Origin of the sequence: Streptomyces sp. NPDC048417, from assembly GCF_040651615.1 — a bacterium.
Classification (GTDB): domain Bacteria; phylum Actinomycetota; class Actinomycetes; order Streptomycetales; family Streptomycetaceae; genus Streptomyces.
Genome location: NZ_JBEZKI010000017.1, coordinates 67,027 through 84,123 on the forward strand (window position 1 = coordinate 67,027; position 17,097 = coordinate 84,123).

Annotated in this window: 18 protein-coding genes; 11 read left to right on the top strand and 7 right to left on the bottom strand. The window is 72.3% G+C overall.

The window, feature by feature from the left end; genetic code table 11:
* Nucleotides 1-13 precede the first annotated feature (13 nt).
* From AB0D59_RS26250 to hutU, 3 genes are all read right to left on the bottom strand, one after another.
* Nucleotides 14-1,360 (bottom strand): formimidoylglutamate deiminase, encoded by a 1,347-nt coding sequence (locus AB0D59_RS26250; RefSeq protein ID WP_362570326.1) that lies wholly within the window; start codon nt 1,358-1,360, stop codon nt 14-16.
* Nucleotides 1,351-2,553: an allantoate amidohydrolase gene (locus AB0D59_RS26255; protein ID WP_362569929.1), complete on the bottom strand. Its 1,203-nt coding sequence runs from the start codon at nt 2,551-2,553 to the stop codon at nt 1,351-1,353. Before AB0D59_RS26255 ends, AB0D59_RS26250 begins: the two co-directional genes overlap by 10 nt.
* Nucleotides 2,554-2,774: 221 nt before the next feature.
* Nucleotides 2,775-4,454 (bottom strand): urocanate hydratase, encoded by a 1,680-nt coding sequence (gene hutU, locus AB0D59_RS26260; RefSeq protein ID WP_362569932.1) that lies wholly within the window; start codon nt 4,452-4,454, stop codon nt 2,775-2,777.
* 272 nt (nt 4,455-4,726) lie between these two features.
* On the opposite strand from hutU, the gene AB0D59_RS26265 reads away from it, so the two are divergent.
* The 5 genes from AB0D59_RS26265 to AB0D59_RS26285 all read left to right on the top strand — a co-directional run bounded on the left by AB0D59_RS26265 (nt 4,727) and on the right by AB0D59_RS26285 (nt 8,372).
* The gene (locus tag AB0D59_RS26265; RefSeq protein ID WP_362570329.1) at nt 4,727-6,097 is read left to right on the top strand and encodes a diaminopimelate decarboxylase; all 1,371 of its coding nucleotides are present in this window, start codon (nt 4,727-4,729) and stop codon (nt 6,095-6,097) included.
* Between the two features lie 171 nt (nt 6,098-6,268).
* Nucleotides 6,269-6,658 (top strand): hypothetical protein, encoded by a 390-nt coding sequence (locus tag AB0D59_RS26270; RefSeq protein ID WP_089102296.1) that lies wholly within the window; start codon nt 6,269-6,271, stop codon nt 6,656-6,658.
* The gene (locus AB0D59_RS26275; RefSeq protein ID WP_362569935.1) at nt 6,655-7,446 is read left to right on the top strand and encodes a transcriptional regulator; all 792 of its coding nucleotides are present in this window, start codon (nt 6,655-6,657) and stop codon (nt 7,444-7,446) included. The genes AB0D59_RS26270 and AB0D59_RS26275 overlap by 4 nt, the downstream gene beginning before the upstream one ends.
* Nucleotides 7,447-7,477: 31 nt before the next feature.
* Nucleotides 7,478-7,981, top strand: coding sequence for a roadblock/LC7 domain-containing protein (locus tag AB0D59_RS26280; protein WP_362569938.1), 504 nt, complete (start codon nt 7,478-7,480; stop codon nt 7,979-7,981).
* Between the two features lie 16 nt (nt 7,982-7,997).
* Nucleotides 7,998-8,372: a hypothetical protein gene (locus AB0D59_RS26285; RefSeq protein WP_362569941.1), complete on the top strand. Its 375-nt coding sequence runs from the start codon at nt 7,998-8,000 to the stop codon at nt 8,370-8,372.
* Nucleotides 8,373-8,388: 16 nt separating this feature from the next.
* Here the strand turns inward: AB0D59_RS26285 and AB0D59_RS26290 are convergent, their stop codons facing one another.
* From AB0D59_RS26290 to AB0D59_RS26300, 3 genes are all read right to left on the bottom strand, one after another.
* The gene (locus tag AB0D59_RS26290; RefSeq protein ID WP_362569943.1) at nt 8,389-8,991 is read right to left on the bottom strand and encodes a hypothetical protein; all 603 of its coding nucleotides are present in this window, start codon (nt 8,989-8,991) and stop codon (nt 8,389-8,391) included.
* Between the two features lie 76 nt (nt 8,992-9,067).
* On the bottom strand, nt 9,068-9,910 hold the full coding sequence (locus AB0D59_RS26295; protein WP_362569946.1) for a MurR/RpiR family transcriptional regulator: 843 nt from the start codon (nt 9,908-9,910) through the stop codon (nt 9,068-9,070).
* Nucleotides 9,907-11,415 carry an aromatic amino acid ammonia-lyase gene (locus AB0D59_RS26300; protein WP_362570332.1) on the bottom strand — a complete coding sequence of 503 codons (1,509 nt, stop codon included), beginning with the start codon at nt 11,413-11,415 and terminating at the stop codon, nt 9,907-9,909. Before AB0D59_RS26300 ends, AB0D59_RS26295 begins: the two co-directional genes overlap by 4 nt.
* Before the next feature lie 141 nt (nt 11,416-11,556).
* Between AB0D59_RS26300 and AB0D59_RS26305 the strand changes: the two genes are divergently transcribed.
* The 6 genes from AB0D59_RS26305 to AB0D59_RS26330 all read left to right on the top strand — a co-directional run bounded on the left by AB0D59_RS26305 (nt 11,557) and on the right by AB0D59_RS26330 (nt 16,183).
* Nucleotides 11,557-12,591: an ABC transporter ATP-binding protein gene (locus tag AB0D59_RS26305; protein ID WP_362569948.1), complete on the top strand. Its 1,035-nt coding sequence runs from the start codon at nt 11,557-11,559 to the stop codon at nt 12,589-12,591.
* On the top strand, nt 12,588-13,229 hold the full coding sequence (locus AB0D59_RS26310) for an ABC transporter permease (RefSeq protein WP_362569951.1): 642 nt from the start codon (nt 12,588-12,590) through the stop codon (nt 13,227-13,229). Before AB0D59_RS26305 ends, AB0D59_RS26310 begins: the two co-directional genes overlap by 4 nt.
* A gap of 1 nt (nt 13,230) precedes the next feature.
* Nucleotides 13,231-13,929, top strand: a complete 699-nt coding sequence (locus AB0D59_RS26315; RefSeq protein WP_362569953.1) for an ABC transporter permease — start codon at nt 13,231-13,233, stop codon at nt 13,927-13,929.
* A 10-nt stretch (nt 13,930-13,939) separates the two neighbouring features.
* A complete protein-coding gene (locus tag AB0D59_RS26320; protein ID WP_362569955.1) occupies nt 13,940-14,869 on the top strand; it encodes an ABC transporter substrate-binding protein in 930 nt (309 codons plus the stop codon).
* Between the two features lie 147 nt (nt 14,870-15,016).
* On the top strand, nt 15,017-15,703 hold the full coding sequence (locus tag AB0D59_RS26325; protein WP_362569958.1) for a carbonic anhydrase: 687 nt from the start codon (nt 15,017-15,019) through the stop codon (nt 15,701-15,703).
* A gap of 72 nt (nt 15,704-15,775) precedes the next feature.
* Nucleotides 15,776-16,183, top strand: coding sequence for a hypothetical protein (locus AB0D59_RS26330; protein WP_362569961.1), 408 nt, complete (start codon nt 15,776-15,778; stop codon nt 16,181-16,183).
* A 16-nt stretch (nt 16,184-16,199) separates the two neighbouring features.
* Here AB0D59_RS26330 and AB0D59_RS26335 read toward each other — a convergent pair whose 3' ends face one another.
* Nucleotides 16,200-16,961 (bottom strand): SDR family oxidoreductase, encoded by a 762-nt coding sequence (locus AB0D59_RS26335; RefSeq protein WP_362569964.1) that lies wholly within the window; start codon nt 16,959-16,961, stop codon nt 16,200-16,202.
* Nucleotides 16,962-17,097 lie beyond the last annotated feature (136 nt).

A 17,097-nucleotide genomic window follows, 5' to 3' on the forward strand; every position in this document is an offset into this window, starting at 1 on the left:
TCGTGGGTGGTCGTCAGGCGCGGAGGGCTTCGACGGCCCGCGCGAGGGCTTGCGGCGCATCGGGTACGAGGGTGTGCACACCGTCTCGTACGACGTGCCGCCCGCCCACGACCGTGTGCCGTACGTCCGCTGCCGTCGCCGCGAATACGGCCGTCTCGGCGCCCAGCCGGGGCAGCGGCCCTGCCGTTCTGACCGAGTCGAGCGCGATCGTCGTCAGGTCGGCGAGCATGCCGGTCTCGATGGTGCCGGCGTCCTCCCAGCCGAGGGCGGCGTGGCCGTCGGCGGAGGCGGCGCGCAGCAGGGCCGCGGCCGTCCAGTGGCCCCGGGTGCGGGTGCGCAGCCGCTCGTTCAGTTCCATCGCGCGCGCCTCTTCGAACAGGTCGATGACGGCGTGGCTGTCGGAGCCGAGGGAGAGCGGCGAGCCCGCCCGCTGGAGGGCGACGGCCGGTCCGATGCCGTCGGCCAGGTCCCGCTCGGTGGTCGGGCACATACAGGTGCCGGTGCCGGACCCGCCGAGCAGGGCGATGTCCTCGTCGGTGAGGTGGGTGTTGTGGACGCCCGTCGTGCGCGGGCCGAGGACGCCGTGGTCGGCGAGCAGGCGGGTGGGAGTGCGGCCGTGGGCGGCCAGGCAGGCGTCGTTCTCCGCGGTCTGCTCGGACAGGTGCACATGGAGCGGGGCCCGCCGCTCCTCGGCCCAGTGGGCCACGGTCGCCAGCTGGCCGGCAGGCACGGCCCGTACGGAGTGGATGGCCGCCCCGATCCGCGCGTGATCCCGTTCCTTGAGAACTGAACAGCGTTCGGCCCAGGCCTCCGCGCTGCCGTCGGAGAAGCGTGCCTGGTGGGCGTTGGGCGGCTCCCCGAAGCCTGCGGAGAGGTAGGCGGTGTCGAGGAGGGTGATGCGGACACCGGCGTCGGCGGCGGCCGCGATCAGCGCCTCGCCCATGGCGTTGGGGTCGGCGTACGGGGTGCCGCCGGGGGCGTGATGGACGTAGTGGAACTCGCCGACGCAGGCGGTGCCCGCCAGCGCCATCTCGGCGTACACCGCGCGGGCGAGCGCGTGGTAGGTCTCCGGGGTCAGCCGGTCGGCGAAGGAGTACATCAGCTCGCGCCAGGTCCAGAAGGTCCCGGAGCCGACCTGGACGGTGCCGCGCAGGGCGCGGTGGAAGGCGTGCGAGTGGGCGTTGGCCAGGCCGGGGAGGGTGAGACCGCTGAGGATCTCGGCCCCCGGCGGCGGGGTGGGGGTGTCCGTCCGGACGGCGGTGATCCGGCCGTCCGCCACCTCCACGGCGACACCGGGCTCGACATACGTGTCCAGCCAGGCGTACTCCAACCAGTACGTCGTCCGTGTCGTCACCCGCAGGCCAGCCCTTCCAGTACGTCGGCGAGCGCGCTCACCCCGGCCACGCAGTCGTCCTCGGCCGCGAACTCGGCCGGGGAGTGCGAGACACCGGTGGGGTTGCGCACGAACAGCATGGCGGTCGGGATGCTCCCGGAGAGGATCCCGGCATCGTGTCCGGCACCGGTGCCCAGGACGGGCACGGTGAGACCGGTGTCGCGGCCGAGAACGCGCCCGAGTTCGTCCCGCAGGGCGTGATCGAACTCGACGATCGGCGTGAACGACTCGCGGACCACGTCCAGGTCGATGCCGTGCGCCTCCGCGTACTCCCGGGCCGCCTTCTCGATGCCGCCGACGACGGTGTCGAGGGTGGCCTGGTCGGCGGCGCGGGAGTCGAGCCAGCCGCGCACCAGGGAGGGGATGGCGTTGACGCCGTTCGGCTCGACGGCGATCTTGCCGAAGGTGGCGACGGCACCGGCGAGTTCGGCCTCGCGGCGGGCGGCGAGCACGGTCTCGGCGTACGACAGCATGGGGTCGCGCCGGTCGGCCAGCCGGGTGGTGCCGGCGTGGTTGGCCTCGCCGCGGAAGTCGAAGCGCCAGCGGCCGTGCGGCCAGATGGCGCTGGCGATACCGACCCGGTCACCGGACAGGTCCAGCGCCCGGCCCTGTTCGACGTGCAGTTCGACGAAGGCGCCGATGCGGGCGAGCCGCTCGGGGTCGGCACCGATGGCGTCGGGGTCGTGGCCGGCGGCCTCCATGGCCCGCGGCAGGGTGACCCCGTCCCCGTCGGTCAGCCGGTGCGCCTGCTCGACGCTGAGCTGCCCGGCGGTGAGCCGTGACCCGACACAGGCCAGCCCGAACCGGGCGCCCTCCTCGTCACCGAAGTTGACGATGGCCAGGGGCCTCGTGAGCTTCGCTCCCCTGCGGCGGAGTTCGTCGAGCGCGGCGAACGACGACACGACACCGAGGGGGCCGTCGAAGGCCCCGCCGTCCGGCACGGAGTCCAGGTGCGACCCGGTGACGACGGCGTCCCCGGCGGCGGGATCCCCCAGCCAGGCCCACTGGTTCCCGTTCCGGTCGACCTCGTACGTCAGCCCACGCGCCTCGGCCTGCTCCTTGAACCAGGCGCGGCACTCGGCATCGGCCGCGGTCCAGGCGAAACGCCGGTATCCACCGGAGTCGGGGTGCCGGCCGACGGGGAGCAGCTCCCGCCACATGGAATGGAAGGAGCCACCACCACTCACCGGCTGTACAGGCCGTGCCGCTGCAGGCCGCGCCGCTACAGGCTGTGCCGCTACAGGCTGTGCCGCTTCACGCTGTGGGCAGTCGTTCCGCAGGGCGGAACGGGTGGGCACAGCCGCACCCGCACCCGCACCCGCACCCGCACCCGCACCCGGCGACGAGACCTCGGCCCCCACCGGAGAGTCCCCGCGCTTCGTCACGCGGACTCACCTTCACGCATCGGGACGCGGACACCCCGCTCGTCCGCCACCGACTCCGCGATGTCGTACCCCGCGTCCACGTGCCGGATCACGCCCATCCCGGGGTCGTTCGTCAGTACCCGGCGGATCTTCTCGCCGGAGAGCTTCGTACCGTCGGCCACCGTCACCTGCCCCGCGTGGATGGACCGCCCCATCCCCACCCCACCGCCGTGGTGGATGGAGACCCAGGACGCACCCGACGCCACGTTCACCATGGCGTTCAGCAGCGGCCAGTCGGCGATCGCGTCGGACCCGTCCAGCATGGCCTCCGTCTCGCGGTAGGGCGAGGCCACGGAGCCGCAGTCGAGGTGGTCGCGGCCGATCGCCAGCGGCGCCGCCAGCTCGCCGCTCGCCACCATGTCGTTGAACCGCTCGCCGGCCTTGTCCCGCTCGCCGTAACCGAGCCAGCAGATACGCGCCGGCAGGCCCTGGAAGTGGACCCGCTCACCGGCCAGCTTGATCCAGCGGTGCAGGGACGCGTTTTGAATAGATTCAGCCTCGGGGAAGAGGTCGAGGATCGCCTTGTCGGTCTTGTGGATGTCGGAGGCCTCACCGGACAGGGCGGCCCAGCGGAAGGGGCCCTTGCCCTCGGAGAAGAGGGGGCGGATGTACGCCGGGACGAAGCCGGGGAAGGCGAACGCCCGCTCGTAGCCCGCCAGCTGCGCCTCGCCGCGGATGGAGTTGCCGTAGTCGAAGACCTCGGCGCCGGCGTCCATGAAACCGACCATGGCCTCGACGTGCTTGGCCATGGACTCACGGGCGCGGGTCGTGAAGCCCGCCGGGTCCTTGGCCGCCGCGTCCGCCATGTCCTCGAAGGCGACACCCACCGGCAGGTAGGCCAGCGGGTCGTGCGCCGAGGTCTGGTCGGTGACGATGTCGATGGGCGCGTTCATCGCGAGCAGCTGCGGGACCAGCTCGGCCGCGTTGCCGAGGACGCCGATGGAGAGCGGGCGGCGGGCGTCGCGGGCCTCGGTGGCCAGCTGGAGCGCGTGGTCGAGCGAGTCGGCCTTCACGTCGAGGTAGCGGTGCTCGATCCGGCGCTCGATGGCGCGCGGGTCGACGTCGATACAGATCACGACGCCGTCGTTCATGGTGACGGCGAGGGGCTGGGCGCCGCCCATGCCGCCGAGGCCGGCGGTGAGGGTGATGGTCCCGGCGAGGGTGCCGTTGAACTTCTTCGCGGCGACGGCGGCGAAGGTCTCGTAGGTGCCCTGGAGGATGCCCTGGGTGCCGATGTAGATCCAGGAGCCGGCGGTCATCTGGCCGTACATGGTCAGGCCGAGGGCCTCCAGACGGCGGAACTCCTCCCAGTTGGCCCAGTCGCCGACCAGGTTGGAGTTGGCGATGAGGACGCGCGGCGCCCACTCGTGGGTCTGCATCACGCCGACCGGGCGGCCGGACTGGACCAGCATGGTCTCGTCCTGCTTGAGGGTGCGCAGCGTGCGGACCATGGCGTCGAAGGAGCGCCAGTCGCGGGCGGCCTTGCCGGTGCCGCCGTAGACGACCAGCTTGTCGGGGTGCTCGGCGACCTCGGGGTCCAGGTTGTTCTGCAGCATCCGCAGGGCGGCTTCCTGCTGCCATCCCAGGGCGCTCAGTTCCGTACCGCGCGGTGCTCGTACGGGGCGGGGTCCTGACATGGTCTGCCTCCTAGCGAATGACGGCCAGTGAAGTGTTCCTGCGGTTATTCGGTTATTCACATCCTGGCCCGCTGAATAGAACTAGTCAATACATTGGTCCGCCAGCGCGGCCGCGTTCCGGATGTTTGGCTGGACTTATGGGCCTTAAGGGTGCGGACGACGACATGTCGGGGGGTGTCGTGGCGGACAACGAAGCGGAGATCGAAGCGGAGATCGAAGCGAGCGACGGAGCGGGCGGCGGAGTGGGCGGCGGAGTGGGCAGGGGCGGTCGCATGGACGACCGTGAGCGGGTGGTGCGGCGGGACGACGCCGTGCGGGCGGCGGTGGAGCAGGGACTGCTGGGGCCGGACGCGCCGATCGTAGGCCTGCTGGACGTGACCGGCATCCGTGCCTCGGCGGCGGCGCTGCGCCAGGCGTTCGAGGCGGTCGCGGCGCCCGGTGCCGCGATACTGCACGCCTTCGCGGTGAAGGCGAACCCGCTGGTGCCGGTGTTGCGGCTGCTGGCCGGGGAGGGCATCGGCGCCGAGGTGGCCAGCGCTGGCGAGCTGGCGCTGGCGCGGGCGGCCGGGGTACCGGTGGAGCGGACGGTGTTCGACGCGCCCGCGAAGACCGAGGCGGAGCTGCGCGAGGCGCTGGCGCTGGGCATCGCCGTGAACGCGGACAACCCCCAGGAGCTGGCCAGGATCGACGCACTGGTGACCGACGACGTACCCGGCGGCGGCCTCCCCCGCTCGCCGCTCGGGATCCGGGTGAACCCGCAGATCGGGGCCGGGAGCATCGGCGCCACCTCCACCGCGACGGCGACCTCGAAGTTCGGGGTGGGGCTGCGGGACGAGGGGGCGCGGGAGTGGGTCGTACGGGCGTTCACGGAGCGGCCGTGGCTGACGCGACTGCACGCGCACATCGGTTCACAGGGGATCTCGCTGTCGCTGCTGGCGCGCGGCGTGGCGGAGACGTACGCGCTGGCCGAGGAGATCAACGCGCGGATCGGGCGGCGGCAGATCGACACCCTCGACATCGGCGGCGGGCTGTCGGTCAACTTCGCGTCGGAGACGACGGAGCCGACGTACGCGCAGTACGCGCGGCTGCTCGCGGAGGCGGTGCCGGGGCTGTTCGACGGGCGGTACGGGCTGGTGACGGAGTTCGGGCGGTCGCTGCTGGCCCGGTACGGGACGGTGGTGGCCCGGGTGGAGTACGCCAAGAGCTCCGGCGGGCGACGGATCGCGGTGACGCACGCGGGCGTACAGGTGGCGGCGCGGACGGTGTACGTGCCGGGGACCTGGCCGCTCAGGATCGCCGCGTACGACGCCAAGGGACGGCCCAAGGAGGGCCCGGCGGTGGTGCAGGACGTGGCGGGGCCGGCCTGTTTCACGGGCGACCTGCTCGCCGAGGGGCGCGCACTGCCGCCGCTGGAGCAGGGCGACTACGCGGCCGCGCTGGACACCGGGGCGTACTACTTCGGCACCCACTACTCCTACAACTCCCTGGTTCGGCCCGGGGTTTACGGCTTCGGACCGGACGGCGCCGGGGGCGTGGCGTTCGCCGTCGTACGGGATCCGCAGACCGTCGCGGAGATCGTGGCCGATTCCGGAGGGGCGCACGCCGACGCGCTCACCACCCCGCGCACCACCGGAAGCCGTTGAGACACCCAGGACAGAGGGATCAACTGGCGTGAAAAGCAGCCCAGTTGACCAACACTAGTCTGCCGCAAGCATGTTCCACTGGAAAATGCCAAACGCATCCCTCCCGTCGCACACGTTGCGTAGTGTCTGCGTCACTCAACCGGAGAGCCAGGCGGTGGGAGGGGAGCCACGGTGCCCGGAATCGACGAGTGCTTACTGGAAGCGATGCGACTGCCCGGTGCCCGGGGGGCCGCGTTGGTCGACTGGACGAGCGGGCTGGCCCTGGGCACGGTCGGGGAGGCGCCCGGCGGTGACCACGAGACCACCGCGGCGGAGGCCGCCGAACTGGCCCGGCTCGCCGCCGAGCACGGGGCGTTCAGCACCGAGGACGACACCGAGGTGAGCCCCCCGGTGGAGGACCTGATCGTCAGCAACCGGGACAGCTACCACCTGCTGCGGTTCGTGGTCACCTCCTTCGACGCCACGGTGTTCCTGCATCTGTGGCTGGCCCGCGAGGACGGCAATCTCGCCCTCGCCCGGATCCGGCTCGGCGAGATGGCCGAGCGGCTGGTGCTGGGATGACCGTGGTCGACATACCTCCGCCGCTGCCGGTCCGGGACCGGACCGCCCCGCACGACGGGGCGGCCGGCGCGCTCTCGCCGATGCTGATACGCCTCGCCGAGGAGCGGGCCACCGGTGTCCTGGTCCGCGAGCACGGCACCCTGCACCTGGCCGAGGGCCGCGTGGTGCACGCCGAGAGCCCCCTCGCACCCGGCCTCGACGTGCTCCTCACGGCCCACGGCACGCTCGACGCGGCGGTCTGGCCGTGGACCGAGGACATACCCGCCGCGGTGCACCGGCTGCTCGACGCCGGCCTGCTGCCGAAAGGCGCTCTGGAACTGTGCCGGCTCGGCGCGCTGTACGACGCCGGGTACTTCGCGCTCGCGCCCAGCAGTACCCCTGGCCGGTTCCGCTACGGCACCCCGGCCGCCGCCGGCCCGCTCCCGGCGGTCCCCGTCACCGCCCTGGAGCGCGAGACCCTGCGCCGCCGCGAGCTGCTGTACCGGATCTGGCCCGACCCGTCGACGGACGGCACCCCGCTGATCCGCGCCGACCCGGTCGCGGCACCGCCGGTCACCCAGCGCCAGCGGGCGGTCCTGGACCGGGTGGACGGCGTCCGCACGGCCCCGGAGATCGCCCGGGAGCTGGGCCGGCCGGCCTTCCACACGCTGGTGGACATACGGCGGCTGGCGGCGGCCGGACTCCTCGCCCCGAGGCGCACCACGGCCGCCCCACCCCGGCTCCCCCCGGTCACCGACCCCGACATCGCGCTGCTGAAGAGGCTCAGGGATGCGCTGGAGGCCCTTTGAACGGCACCGCCCCGCCGAGAGGAGACAGCTGATGGCGGCAGAACCCGGCAGCTCCGACAGAGAGGCCGTCCTCGACGAACTGCGCCGGTTACGCACCCGGATGCCCCAGCTCACCGGCGCCCTCGCGGCCGGCGTGGACGGCCTGGTCGTCGCGCACGACTGCCCGGGGGTCGACCCGGAGGGCCTCGCCGCCCTGACCGCGGCCGAGCTCGGCGTCGCCGTGCGGGTCTCCGACGCCACCGGCAAGGGCGAGCTCAGGGAGCTGCTGGTACGCGGTGAGGACGGCTATGTCGCCACCTACGCGGCCGGCCGCAGCGTCGTACTCGCCCTGCTCGCCGAGGACCGGGTGAACGTCGGCCGGCTGCACCTGGAGGGCCGCCGGGCCGCCGCCCGCATCGGAGAGCTGGTCGACGCCGCCGAGGCCGCCGCCAAGGCCCTGCGCCCGGCCCGCACCACACCAGCCACACGGACCAGAACCGCGCGCACGCCACGGACCAGCACCACCACCGACGCGCGCACCGCAACCGACAGTTGAAAGGAAACAGAAAGTCATGGCCAACACCGAAACCGCGCTGAAAGAGGCCCTCACCTCCATCGAGGGCGCCACCGGCGTCGCGCTCGTCGACTACACCAGCGGGATGGCGCTGGGCACGATGGGCGGCAGCAAGACCTTCGACCTCAACGTGGCCGCCGCCGGCAACACGGACGTGATCCGCGCCAAGATGCGCACCATGGAGCACCTGGGGCTCAAGGGCGAGATCGAGGACATCCTGATCACGCTCTCCACCCAGTACCACCTGATCCGGCTGCTCAAGGGCCGGGGCGGCAACGGCCTCTTCCTCTACCTGGTCCTGGACATCTCCCGGTCCAACCTGGCGATGGCCCGGCACCAGCTGAAGCGCATAGAGGAGGACCTGGAGGTCTGACCTCCGGGCCCCGGGTTCACACCAGTGCCGCGGTGCGGCGGCGCGCCCCGCCCGGGGCCGCGTCGCCCGCCGCGATGCCGGTACCTCGATACGCCTTGACGGCCTTGCCCGCCGGACGGCCGCCGCGCCCGTCGAGCCAGTCGACGCGCAGCCACACCAGCTGCTCCTCGGCCCGCTCCCGGCGGCCCAGCCAGGCAGCCTTCAGCCGCAGCCCGGTGCCGGTCCCGGCGAGCAGCATGCCGCCGGCGGCCGGCACCGCGAAGGCGCTGCCGAGCGCCACGGCGCAGGCCAGCAGCAGCCACCAGCGGTGCCCACGGCGCCAGTTGCGCACGGTCACCGCCCGGTCCTGGAGCACGTCGTGCTTGCCGGCCCGGGCGGCCCCGCGCAGCAGCGCGGTGTACCGCTTGCGGCGGGTGAGCGCCACGACGACGGCGCCGACGATGAACAGCGCGGCCCCGGCCAGGACGCCGATCCGCCGCCCCGTGATCCCCTCGGGCAGCACGCCGACCCCGGCCGCGAACACCCCGAACCACCACAGCGGGGCGGCCCCGGCCCGTACGACCACGGCCACCCGGGCCAAGCCCTGTCCGCCCCGTGCTCCTCGTCCCGCACGCGCCATGTCCGCAGCCTCCTCGCCTGTCCGGTCCGTAGGGCGGGACGCTAACCGCAGAAAGTGAGACGAGTCTTAAAGCGGGCTATTCGACGAACAGCCCCCGGGCCGCCGCCCGCGCGTCGAACTCCTCCAGGCGGGCCTGCGCGTCCGGCAGGTCGTCGGCCATCGCCTCCAGGAGCACCCGGCCCAGCAGCATCGGCGCGCACGCCGTGTCGAAGGCGAGCCCGGTACCGACGGCGGCCGGCAGCAGCAGGTCGGAGACCTTGGCCACGGGCGCGAAGGCGGAGTCGGCGACGGTCACGACGGTCAGCCCGGCCGTCTTCGCATAGCCCAGGATGTCCACGACCTCGCGCGGATGCCGGGGCAGCGCGAAGCACAGCAGCGCCGTCGCACCCGCCCGTACGGCCGCGTCGATACGGTCGTGGATCATCGTGCCGCCCTCGTCGAGCAGCCGGACGTCCGGGTGGACCTTGGCGGCGAAGTAGGCGAAGCCGTACGCCTGCGAGGCGGCCGCCCGCAGCCCGAGCACCGGCAGCGGCCGGGACGCGGCCAGCACCCGGCCGGCCTGCTGCACCGGACGCGGGTCGGCGAGCACCTCGGCGAGGTGCCGCAGGTTCTCGATCTCGGCCTCGACGGCCTGCTGGTACTCGTTGTACGACCCGTTGCCGGCCGCCTGTTCGGCGGGCACCACCTCGCGCAGGTGCTTGCGCAGCGCCGGGTAGCCGTCGAAGCCGAGGGCGACCGCGAACCGGGTCACGGACGGCTGGCTGACCCCGGCCAGTTCGGCCAGCTCCACGCTGGACAGGAAGGGCACGTCTGCGGCGCGCCGCACCATGCTGTGCGCGATGCGCCGCTGGGTCGGCGTCAGCCGGTGCCCCTCGAAGAGCGCCTGCAACCGAGTCGCAGGGCTGTCGGTCACGTTCATGACGTGCTCCCCCTCCAGATGTCCGTGAACCGGTCGAGCAGCCCGGCCGCCGTCGTGACGTCGTCCGTGAGCGGCCGGTCGGCCGGGTCCGCCTCCAGCGCCGCCTCGGCGAGCTCCAGCGCCCGGCCCGCCCCGAGCCCGGGTTCGGGACTCAGGTCGCGCTGGCGCAGCGCCCGTACGGCGGCGACGAGTTCGCAGCCGACCACCAGACGGTACGCACGGCAGGCGCGCAGCGTTTGACGGGCGGCGAGCGAGGCGAAACTGGCCTGCTCCTCGACGCCTCGGGAGAGTACAGCGTGCCCGAGGGAGGCGGGCGCGGAGAAGGCGCGCAGATCGCCGAGGGCGGCGCCGGCGGCGTACTCCAGGATCATCACGCCGGAGGAGGCGGCCTCCTGGTCGGCGAGGAAGGGCCGCAGGCGGGTGAAGGCGGGCTCGTTGAGGGAGGAGAGCCGGGAGGTGGACAGGCGCGCGACCTGGGTGACGGCGAGCCGGAAGTGGTCCAGCGCGAGGGCGAGTTGGGCCTGGTAGAAGCCGCCGTGGTGGTAGGCGGCGAGATCCTCCGACGAGATGAGGGGGTTCTCGGCGGCCGCGTTGATCTCGATCGCCAGCACCTGTTCCAGGGCGTCGGCGGCGTCCTGGGCCGGGCCGTGGATCTGGGGCAGACAGCGGAAGCCGTAGGGGTCCTGGATACGGCCGAGCGGCGGGGTGGGCCGGTCGGCGGCGCCGATCAGCTCCCGCATGCGGCGGGCGACCTCGACACTGCCCCGGTGCGGGCGGGCCGCGTGCACGGGGGCCGCGTAGGCCTCGTGGGACCCGTCGACGGCGAGCAGCGACAGGGCCGCCACGACCTGGGTGGCCTCGATCAGCCCGCGCAGCTCGTGCAGGGCGAGCGCCGACTGGCCGAGGGTGAGGGCGTTGCTGCTGATCAGGGCGAGGGCGTCGTTGTTGTCCAACGGCTGGGGATCCGGGGCCTTCTCGCCCCGCCAGGGGTGCTCCCCGGCCAGCGCCAGCCCCACCTGGGCCAGCGCGGCGATGTCCCCGGTGCCGACCGAGCCGAACTCGTTGACGACCGGGTAGACCCCCGACTCCAGCGCCTCGCACAGGGCGGTGACGACGCTCGGCCGCAGTCCCGCGCCGCCCGCCAGCAGCTGGTTGGCCCGCACCGCGAGCATCGCGCGCACCTGCCGGGCGGGCAGCTCCTCGCCGATCGCCCCGGCATGGCTGCGCAGCAGCCGCAGTCCGTGCCCCGCGGCCGCCTCGGTGGGCACGTCCTCGTTCCGGTTGGCGCCGACGCCGGTCGAACGGCCGTAGACGCGCCCGGTCGCGGCGATCTGCCGGGCGGCATTCCAGGACGCGTCCGCGCGCCGCATCCCGTCCGTGCCGGGGACCGGCCGGGCGGCGCCGTCGGCGAGTCGTACGACATCCTCGACGCCCATTCCGATGCCGTCGAGGATCACCAGGCCGGAATGCGCTATTCCGGGTGTGTCCACGATGCGAGACGACAACACGCCCAAACTCCCCTCAATCCGGACATCCGATCTTGCCTTGCGGTCATCCGTTACCTCGGATTAACGCCAGACCGTTGACAAGCTATTCACCTACGAAGAACTCTGCATGACGTTATACAGCCGGGCAAGGGACATCTCATGATCCAGTTCGACGCGGTCCACAAGCGCTTCCCCAACGGCACGACAGCAGTCCACGATCTCTCCCTGGAGATGCCGGAGGGCGGGGTGACCGTCCTGGTCGGCTCCTCCGGTTGCGGCAAGACCACCACCCTGCGGATGATCAACCGGATGGTCGATCCGACCTCCGGCACCATCCGGGTCGGCGGCAAGGACGTCCTCGAACAGGACGCGGCCGAACTGCGCCGCTCCATCGGGTACGTCATCCAGCAGGCCGGGCTCTTCCCGCACCGCACGGTGCTCGACAACATCGCCACCGTCCCGCTGCTGCTCGGCTGGAACCGGAAGAAGGCCCGCGCCCGCGCCGCCGAACTCCTGGAGACCGTGGGCCTGGCCGCCGACGCCGGCAAGCGCTACCCGCACCAGCTCTCCGGCGGCCAGCAGCAGCGCGTCGGCGTGGCCCGCGCGCTCGCCGCCGACCCGCCGGTACTCCTGATGGACGAGCCGTTCGGCGCGGTCGACCCGGTGGTGCGAACCCAGCTCCAAGACGAACTCCTGCGCCTTCAGAAGGAGTTGAACAAGACCATCGTCTTCGTCACGCACGACGTCGATGAGGCCGTACGGCTCGGCGACCGTATCGCGATCTTCCGTACCGGCGGCCACCTCGTCCAGTGCGCGCCACCGGCCGAGCTGCTGGCCCGGCCCGCGGACGACTTCGTGGCCGACTTCCTCGGCGCGGAAAGGGGACTGAAGCTGCTGTCCCTGAAGACCCTGGCCGACGTCCCGCAGGGCCCGGCGCCCCACGGGGACTGGACCCTCGTACTCGACGCGGCGGGCAAGCCCCTGCACTGGGCGTCGAAGGACGCCGAACTCCCCGTACGGCCGCTCGGGGACGACGACTCCCTGCTGGCGGCCATCGGCGAGTCGATCGCCTCCCCCACCGGGCTCGTCGCCCGGGTCGACGCGCAGGGCGTCCTCACCGGCGTCTCGTCGCGCGACGACATCCACCTCCACGCCGGTCAGGCCCACACCGAGGCCCGGGTGGTGGCCGCATGACCATCGACTGGTCGTGGATAGCCGACCACACCGACGACCTCACCAGCCTCACGCTCTCCCACCTCCAGGCCGCGATGACCGCCGTCTTCCTCGGCCTGCTGATCTCCCTGCCGCTCGCGGTGCTCGCCCACCGGGTCCGCCCCCTGCGCGGCTTCCTGCTCGGCCTGTCGAACGTGCTCTTCACGATCCCGTCGATCGCGATCTTCGTCCTGCTGCTGCCGATCAGCGGCCTGACCCGCACCACCACGGTCATCGGCCTCACCGTCTACACGCTGGTGGTGCTGCTGCGGAACACGGTCGAGGGGCTGGACTCGGTCCCGGCGAAGACCAAGGAGGCGGCCAAGGCGATGGGCACCCGCCCGCTGCGCACCCTCCTCACGGTCGAGTTCCCGCTGGCCCTCCCGGTGATCATGGCGGGCGTCCGGATCGCCACGGTCATGTCCATCTCGCTGGTGAGCGTCGCCACCTACATCGGCGACGGCGGGCTCGGCCAGCTCTTCACCGACGGCTTCCAGCGCGACTTCCCGACCCCGGTGATCGCGGGCGTGGTGCTCACGATCCTGCTCGCGGTGGTCGCCGACGCCCTGCTGGTGGCCCTCCAGTACGTCCTCACCCCGTGGCGCAGGAGGCGAGCCTGAGATGTACGAGCTGTTCAAGAACCTCGGCACCTGGCTGACCAGCGGCTCCCAGTGGGCCGGCCCGGACGGCATCGCCCACCGGCTCGCCGAGCACCTCCAGTACTCGCTGCTCGCGACCCTGATCGCCGCCGCGATCGGCCTCCCGATCGGCCTGCTGATCGGCCACACCGGCAAGGGCGCGTTCGTCGCCATCAACCTGGCGTCCTTCGGCCGCGCGCTGCCCACCGTCGGTCTGGTCGTCCTGGTCTTCCTGGCCGGCGGTCTGTCGATGCTGCCGGTGTACGTGGCGCTGGTCGCCCTCGCCGTGCCGGCGATCGTCACCAACACCTACGCCGGGATGACGGCCGTCGACCCGGACGTCCGCGACGCCGCCCGCGGCCAGGGCATGCGCGGCCACCAGGTCCTCTTCCAGGTCGAACTGCCGCTGGCGCTGCCCCTGATCATGACGGGCCTGCGCCTCGCGCTCATCCAGGTCGTGGCCACGGCCACCGTCGCCGCGTACGTCTCCTTCGGCGGCCTCGGCCGCTACGTCTTCGACGGACTCGCCCAGCGCGACCTCGTCCAGGTGCTCGGCGGCGCGGTGCTGGTCGCGGTCGTCGCCATCGTCCTGGACCTGCTGCTGAGCAGCCTCCAGCGCTTCCTCTTCCTCCCCCACGCTCGAACAACCTCGCGCGGGGGCACCCCCACCCGCACTTCCTAGGGACCCCTCGATGAACCGACGCACTCTCCTCGGCGGCCTGTTCGCAGCGGCCTCCGTCCCCGCCCTCGCCGCCTGCTCCAGCGGCATCACCTCCCTGAACGAGCAGAGCGGTTCGACCGCCGGCGGCGGCTCCAGCAAGGGCGGAATCACCATCGGCACCGCCAACTACACCGAGAACCAGGTGCTCGGCTACCTCTACGCGGCCGTGCTCCAGAAGGCCGGCGTGAAGGTGAAGGTCCGCCCGAACCTCGGCACCCGGGAGATCGTGATCCCCGCGCTCAAGGCGGGCGACATCGACCTGCTCCCCGAGTACCAGGGCTCCCTCCTCAACTACCTCGCTCCGAAGGACACCTCCGACGAGCCGGGCACCATCCAGAACGCGCTCACCCTGGCGCTGCCCAGCGGCCTCCAGGTACTGGGCTACGGGCAGGCGGCCGACTCCGACTGCTTCGTCGTCACCCGGGCGACCGCGCGGAAGTACGGTCTGACCTCCCTCGCCGACCTGGCCAAGGCGAACGGCGAACTGGTCATCGGCGCGGCGGCCGAGGTGAAGAAGCGGCGGATCGGCACGGTAGGGCTGCAGGAGGTGTACGGCGTCGAGTTCAAGGAGTTCAAGTCGCTGGATTCCGACGGGCCGCTGGTCAAGGGCGCGTTGAAGAAGGGCGACGTGGACGTGGCGAACCTGTTCACCACCGACACCGACATCGCGGCCAACGACTGGGTGGTGCTGACCGACCCCAAGAACCTGATCCCCAGCCAGCACATCGTCCCGCTGATCGCCGACCGCAAGGCCGACGACACGGTCCGCAAGGCCCTCGCCCGGCTCGGCAACGTCCTCACCACCGAGCAGCTCACCCAGCTCAACAGCCAGGTCGACAACGACAAGAAGGACCCGGAGGACGTGGCGGCCGCGTACGCCAAGGAGCACGGGCTGGCCTGATCACGAAGGCGTACAGCAAGATCGATGACCTGATGACGGAAGTACCAAATGTCCGCAAACAGGCACGCGGAGTGACCGGACGTTTGCTTACGGTGAGGAAGTGCCAACAGCACCGCACCTGAACTCTGTGAACTCTGAGGAAGCGTCATGGCCTCGAACCGCAGGGCCTTTCTGACCGCCACCGCAACCGCCACCGCCGTCGGCGCGCTGACCGTCGCCCCCACCCCGGCGACGGCCGGCACCGGCCGACCGCACTCCCCCGCTCCCGCCACCGCCACCGCCGCACTGGACGAACTCCTCGCCGGCAACCGGCGGTACGCGGCCGGCCGCCCGCGCCGCCCGCACGACATCGTCGGCCACCGCCGGCTGCTGGCCGGCGGACAGCACCCGTTCGCCGTCGTCCTCGGCTGCATCGACTCCCGGGTCGTCCCCGAGCTGGTCTTCGACCAGGGCCTCGGCGACCTGCTGTGCATAAGGACGGCCGGACAGGTGCTGGACGAGGCCGTGCTCGGTTCGATCCAGTACGGCGTGGAGGAACTGCGCGTCCCGCTGGTCATGGTGCTCGGCCACGAGCGCTGCGGGGCCGTCGCCGCCACGCTCGGCCGGCTGCGCACCGGCGCAGCCGTCCCCGGTCATCTGGAACTCCTCGTCGAGGAGATCACCCCGGCCGCCCGCCGCACCAGGGCGCTGCCCGGCGACTGGGCCGAGCACACCATACGGGCGCACACGGCCTGGGTGCGGGACGCTATCCGGGCGGATCCCGCGTTCGCGGGGGCGTCGGTGGTCGCGGCACGGTTCGACCTGGACAGCGGGCTGGTGTCGCTGCTGCCCTGAGGGCGGGCCCCCGGAGAAGTGCGGGGGCTTACCCCAGTGCGCCGGGCGCCCCGGCTCCCTACCGTGGGCTCCATGACGGACGCGCATGACACCGACCTGAAGAAGGAACTCGCCGCCACCCTGCACGCCCGCAGGGAACTGGGACCCGAGTACGAGTCGGAACTGGCCGACTCCTTCCTGGAGAAGATCGACCAGCGCATCGACGGCGCGGTGGAGCGCCGGCTGCGCAGGACCCTGGCCGAGCAGCAGCTCCAGGTGGCCCGGGGCGCGCGGCGCGGCAAGGGTACCGACTCCTGGGGAGAGCGGTTCGGTTTCGCGATCGTCTCGCTGGTGCTGGCGGTCCCGCTGTCGGCGCTCGGCGGCACGTTCGGCGGCACGACCGGCCTGATCGCCACCTGGCTCGGCATCGTCGGCGTGAACATGGCCCAGGCGGTCCGCTTCAACCCGGGCGTGTTCCGCCGCTCCGACCGCGAGGACTGACCCGCGACCCCGCGGGTCACACCTGCCGGGTCGGCAGGACGACGACCTGCCGCAGGTTGACGTGGCGGGGCCGGCTCGTCACATAGCCCACCAGGTCGGCGATGTCCTCGGCGGCCAGCGAGCCCATTCCCTCGACCATGCCGCCCAGTTGCTCCCGCAGTTCGGCCGACCCGATGTGGTCGGCCAGTTCGGTCTCCGTCAGCCCCGGCTCGACATTGGTGACCCGCACGTCACGCGGCCCGAACTCGGCGCGCAGCAGCTGCGAGAGATGGGTGACGGCGGCCTTGGTGGCGCCGTACACCGCGTAGGTGGGGAAGACGGCGTGCGCGCCGACGGACGACACATTGACGAGATCGGCGGTGCGGCCCTGCGCCGCGGCTTCCACCAGGTCCCCGGTGAAGGCCCGCAGCACCCGCAGCACACCGGTGACGTTAATGTCGATCATGCGCTGCCACTCGTCGAGCCGGCCGTCGTCGATCGGGTGGGGCAGCATCACACCGGCGTTGTTGACGACGAGGTCGACGGTGCCGTGGGCCGCGTGCACCGCGTCCGCCGCCGCCTGCACGGACGCGTCGTCGGTGACGTCGGCGGTGACGGCGAGGGCCTGACCGCCGTTCGCCCGGATCTTCGCCACGACGGTCTCCAGCCGGTCCGCGCGCCGGGCGAGCAGCGCCACCCGGGCGCCCGACTCGGCGAGCCGCAGGGCGACGGCCGCCCCGATCCCGCTGGCGGCTCCGGTGACGACCGCGGTACGGCCGGACAGGTTGTCGTACGACATGAGGTACTCCCTGGTCAGTGCCGCCGGGCAGGCCCCGGTGGCTGGTCTCCACCCTCGCCGGATCCGGGCGCCCTACCCAGGGATGCGTTTTTCCTGGGTCTGGCAGAACCAGGCTGGGAAGGGGCCGCTCCTCTAC

Excerpts from the sequence above, each read along its gene's own strand:
- AB0D59_RS26275 (WP_362569935.1), top strand. The coding sequence starts at position 6,655 with ATGACCGTGGTCGACATACCTCCGCCGCTGCCGGTCCGGGACCGGACC.
- AB0D59_RS26305 (WP_362569948.1), top strand. The coding sequence starts at position 11,557 with ATGATCCAGTTCGACGCGGTCCACAAGCGCTTCCCCAACGGCACGACA.
- AB0D59_RS26330 (WP_362569961.1), top strand. The coding sequence starts at position 15,776 with ATGACGGACGCGCATGACACCGACCTGAAGAAGGAACTCGCCGCCACC.
- AB0D59_RS26335 (WP_362569964.1), bottom strand. The coding sequence starts at position 16,961 with ATGTCGTACGACAACCTGTCCGGCCGTACCGCGGTCGTCACCGGAGCC.
- AB0D59_RS26295 (WP_362569946.1), bottom strand. The coding sequence starts at position 9,910 with ATGAACGTGACCGACAGCCCTGCGACTCGGTTGCAGGCGCTCTTCGAG.
- AB0D59_RS26280 (WP_362569938.1), top strand. The coding sequence starts at position 7,478 with ATGGCGGCAGAACCCGGCAGCTCCGACAGAGAGGCCGTCCTCGACGAA.
- AB0D59_RS26315 (WP_362569953.1), top strand. The coding sequence starts at position 13,231 with ATGTACGAGCTGTTCAAGAACCTCGGCACCTGGCTGACCAGCGGCTCC.
- AB0D59_RS26290 (WP_362569943.1), bottom strand. The coding sequence starts at position 8,991 with ATGGCGCGTGCGGGACGAGGAGCACGGGGCGGACAGGGCTTGGCCCGG.
- AB0D59_RS26255 (WP_362569929.1), bottom strand. The coding sequence starts at position 2,553 with ATGTGGCGGGAGCTGCTCCCCGTCGGCCGGCACCCCGACTCCGGTGGA.
- hutU (WP_362569932.1), bottom strand. The coding sequence starts at position 4,454 with ATGTCAGGACCCCGCCCCGTACGAGCACCGCGCGGTACGGAACTGAGC.
- AB0D59_RS26310 (WP_362569951.1), top strand. The coding sequence starts at position 12,588 with ATGACCATCGACTGGTCGTGGATAGCCGACCACACCGACGACCTCACC.
- AB0D59_RS26325 (WP_362569958.1), top strand. The coding sequence starts at position 15,017 with ATGGCCTCGAACCGCAGGGCCTTTCTGACCGCCACCGCAACCGCCACC.
- AB0D59_RS26265 (WP_362570329.1), top strand. The coding sequence starts at position 4,727 with ATGGACGACCGTGAGCGGGTGGTGCGGCGGGACGACGCCGTGCGGGCG.
- AB0D59_RS26285 (WP_362569941.1), top strand. The coding sequence starts at position 7,998 with ATGGCCAACACCGAAACCGCGCTGAAAGAGGCCCTCACCTCCATCGAG.
- AB0D59_RS26320 (WP_362569955.1), top strand. The coding sequence starts at position 13,940 with ATGAACCGACGCACTCTCCTCGGCGGCCTGTTCGCAGCGGCCTCCGTC.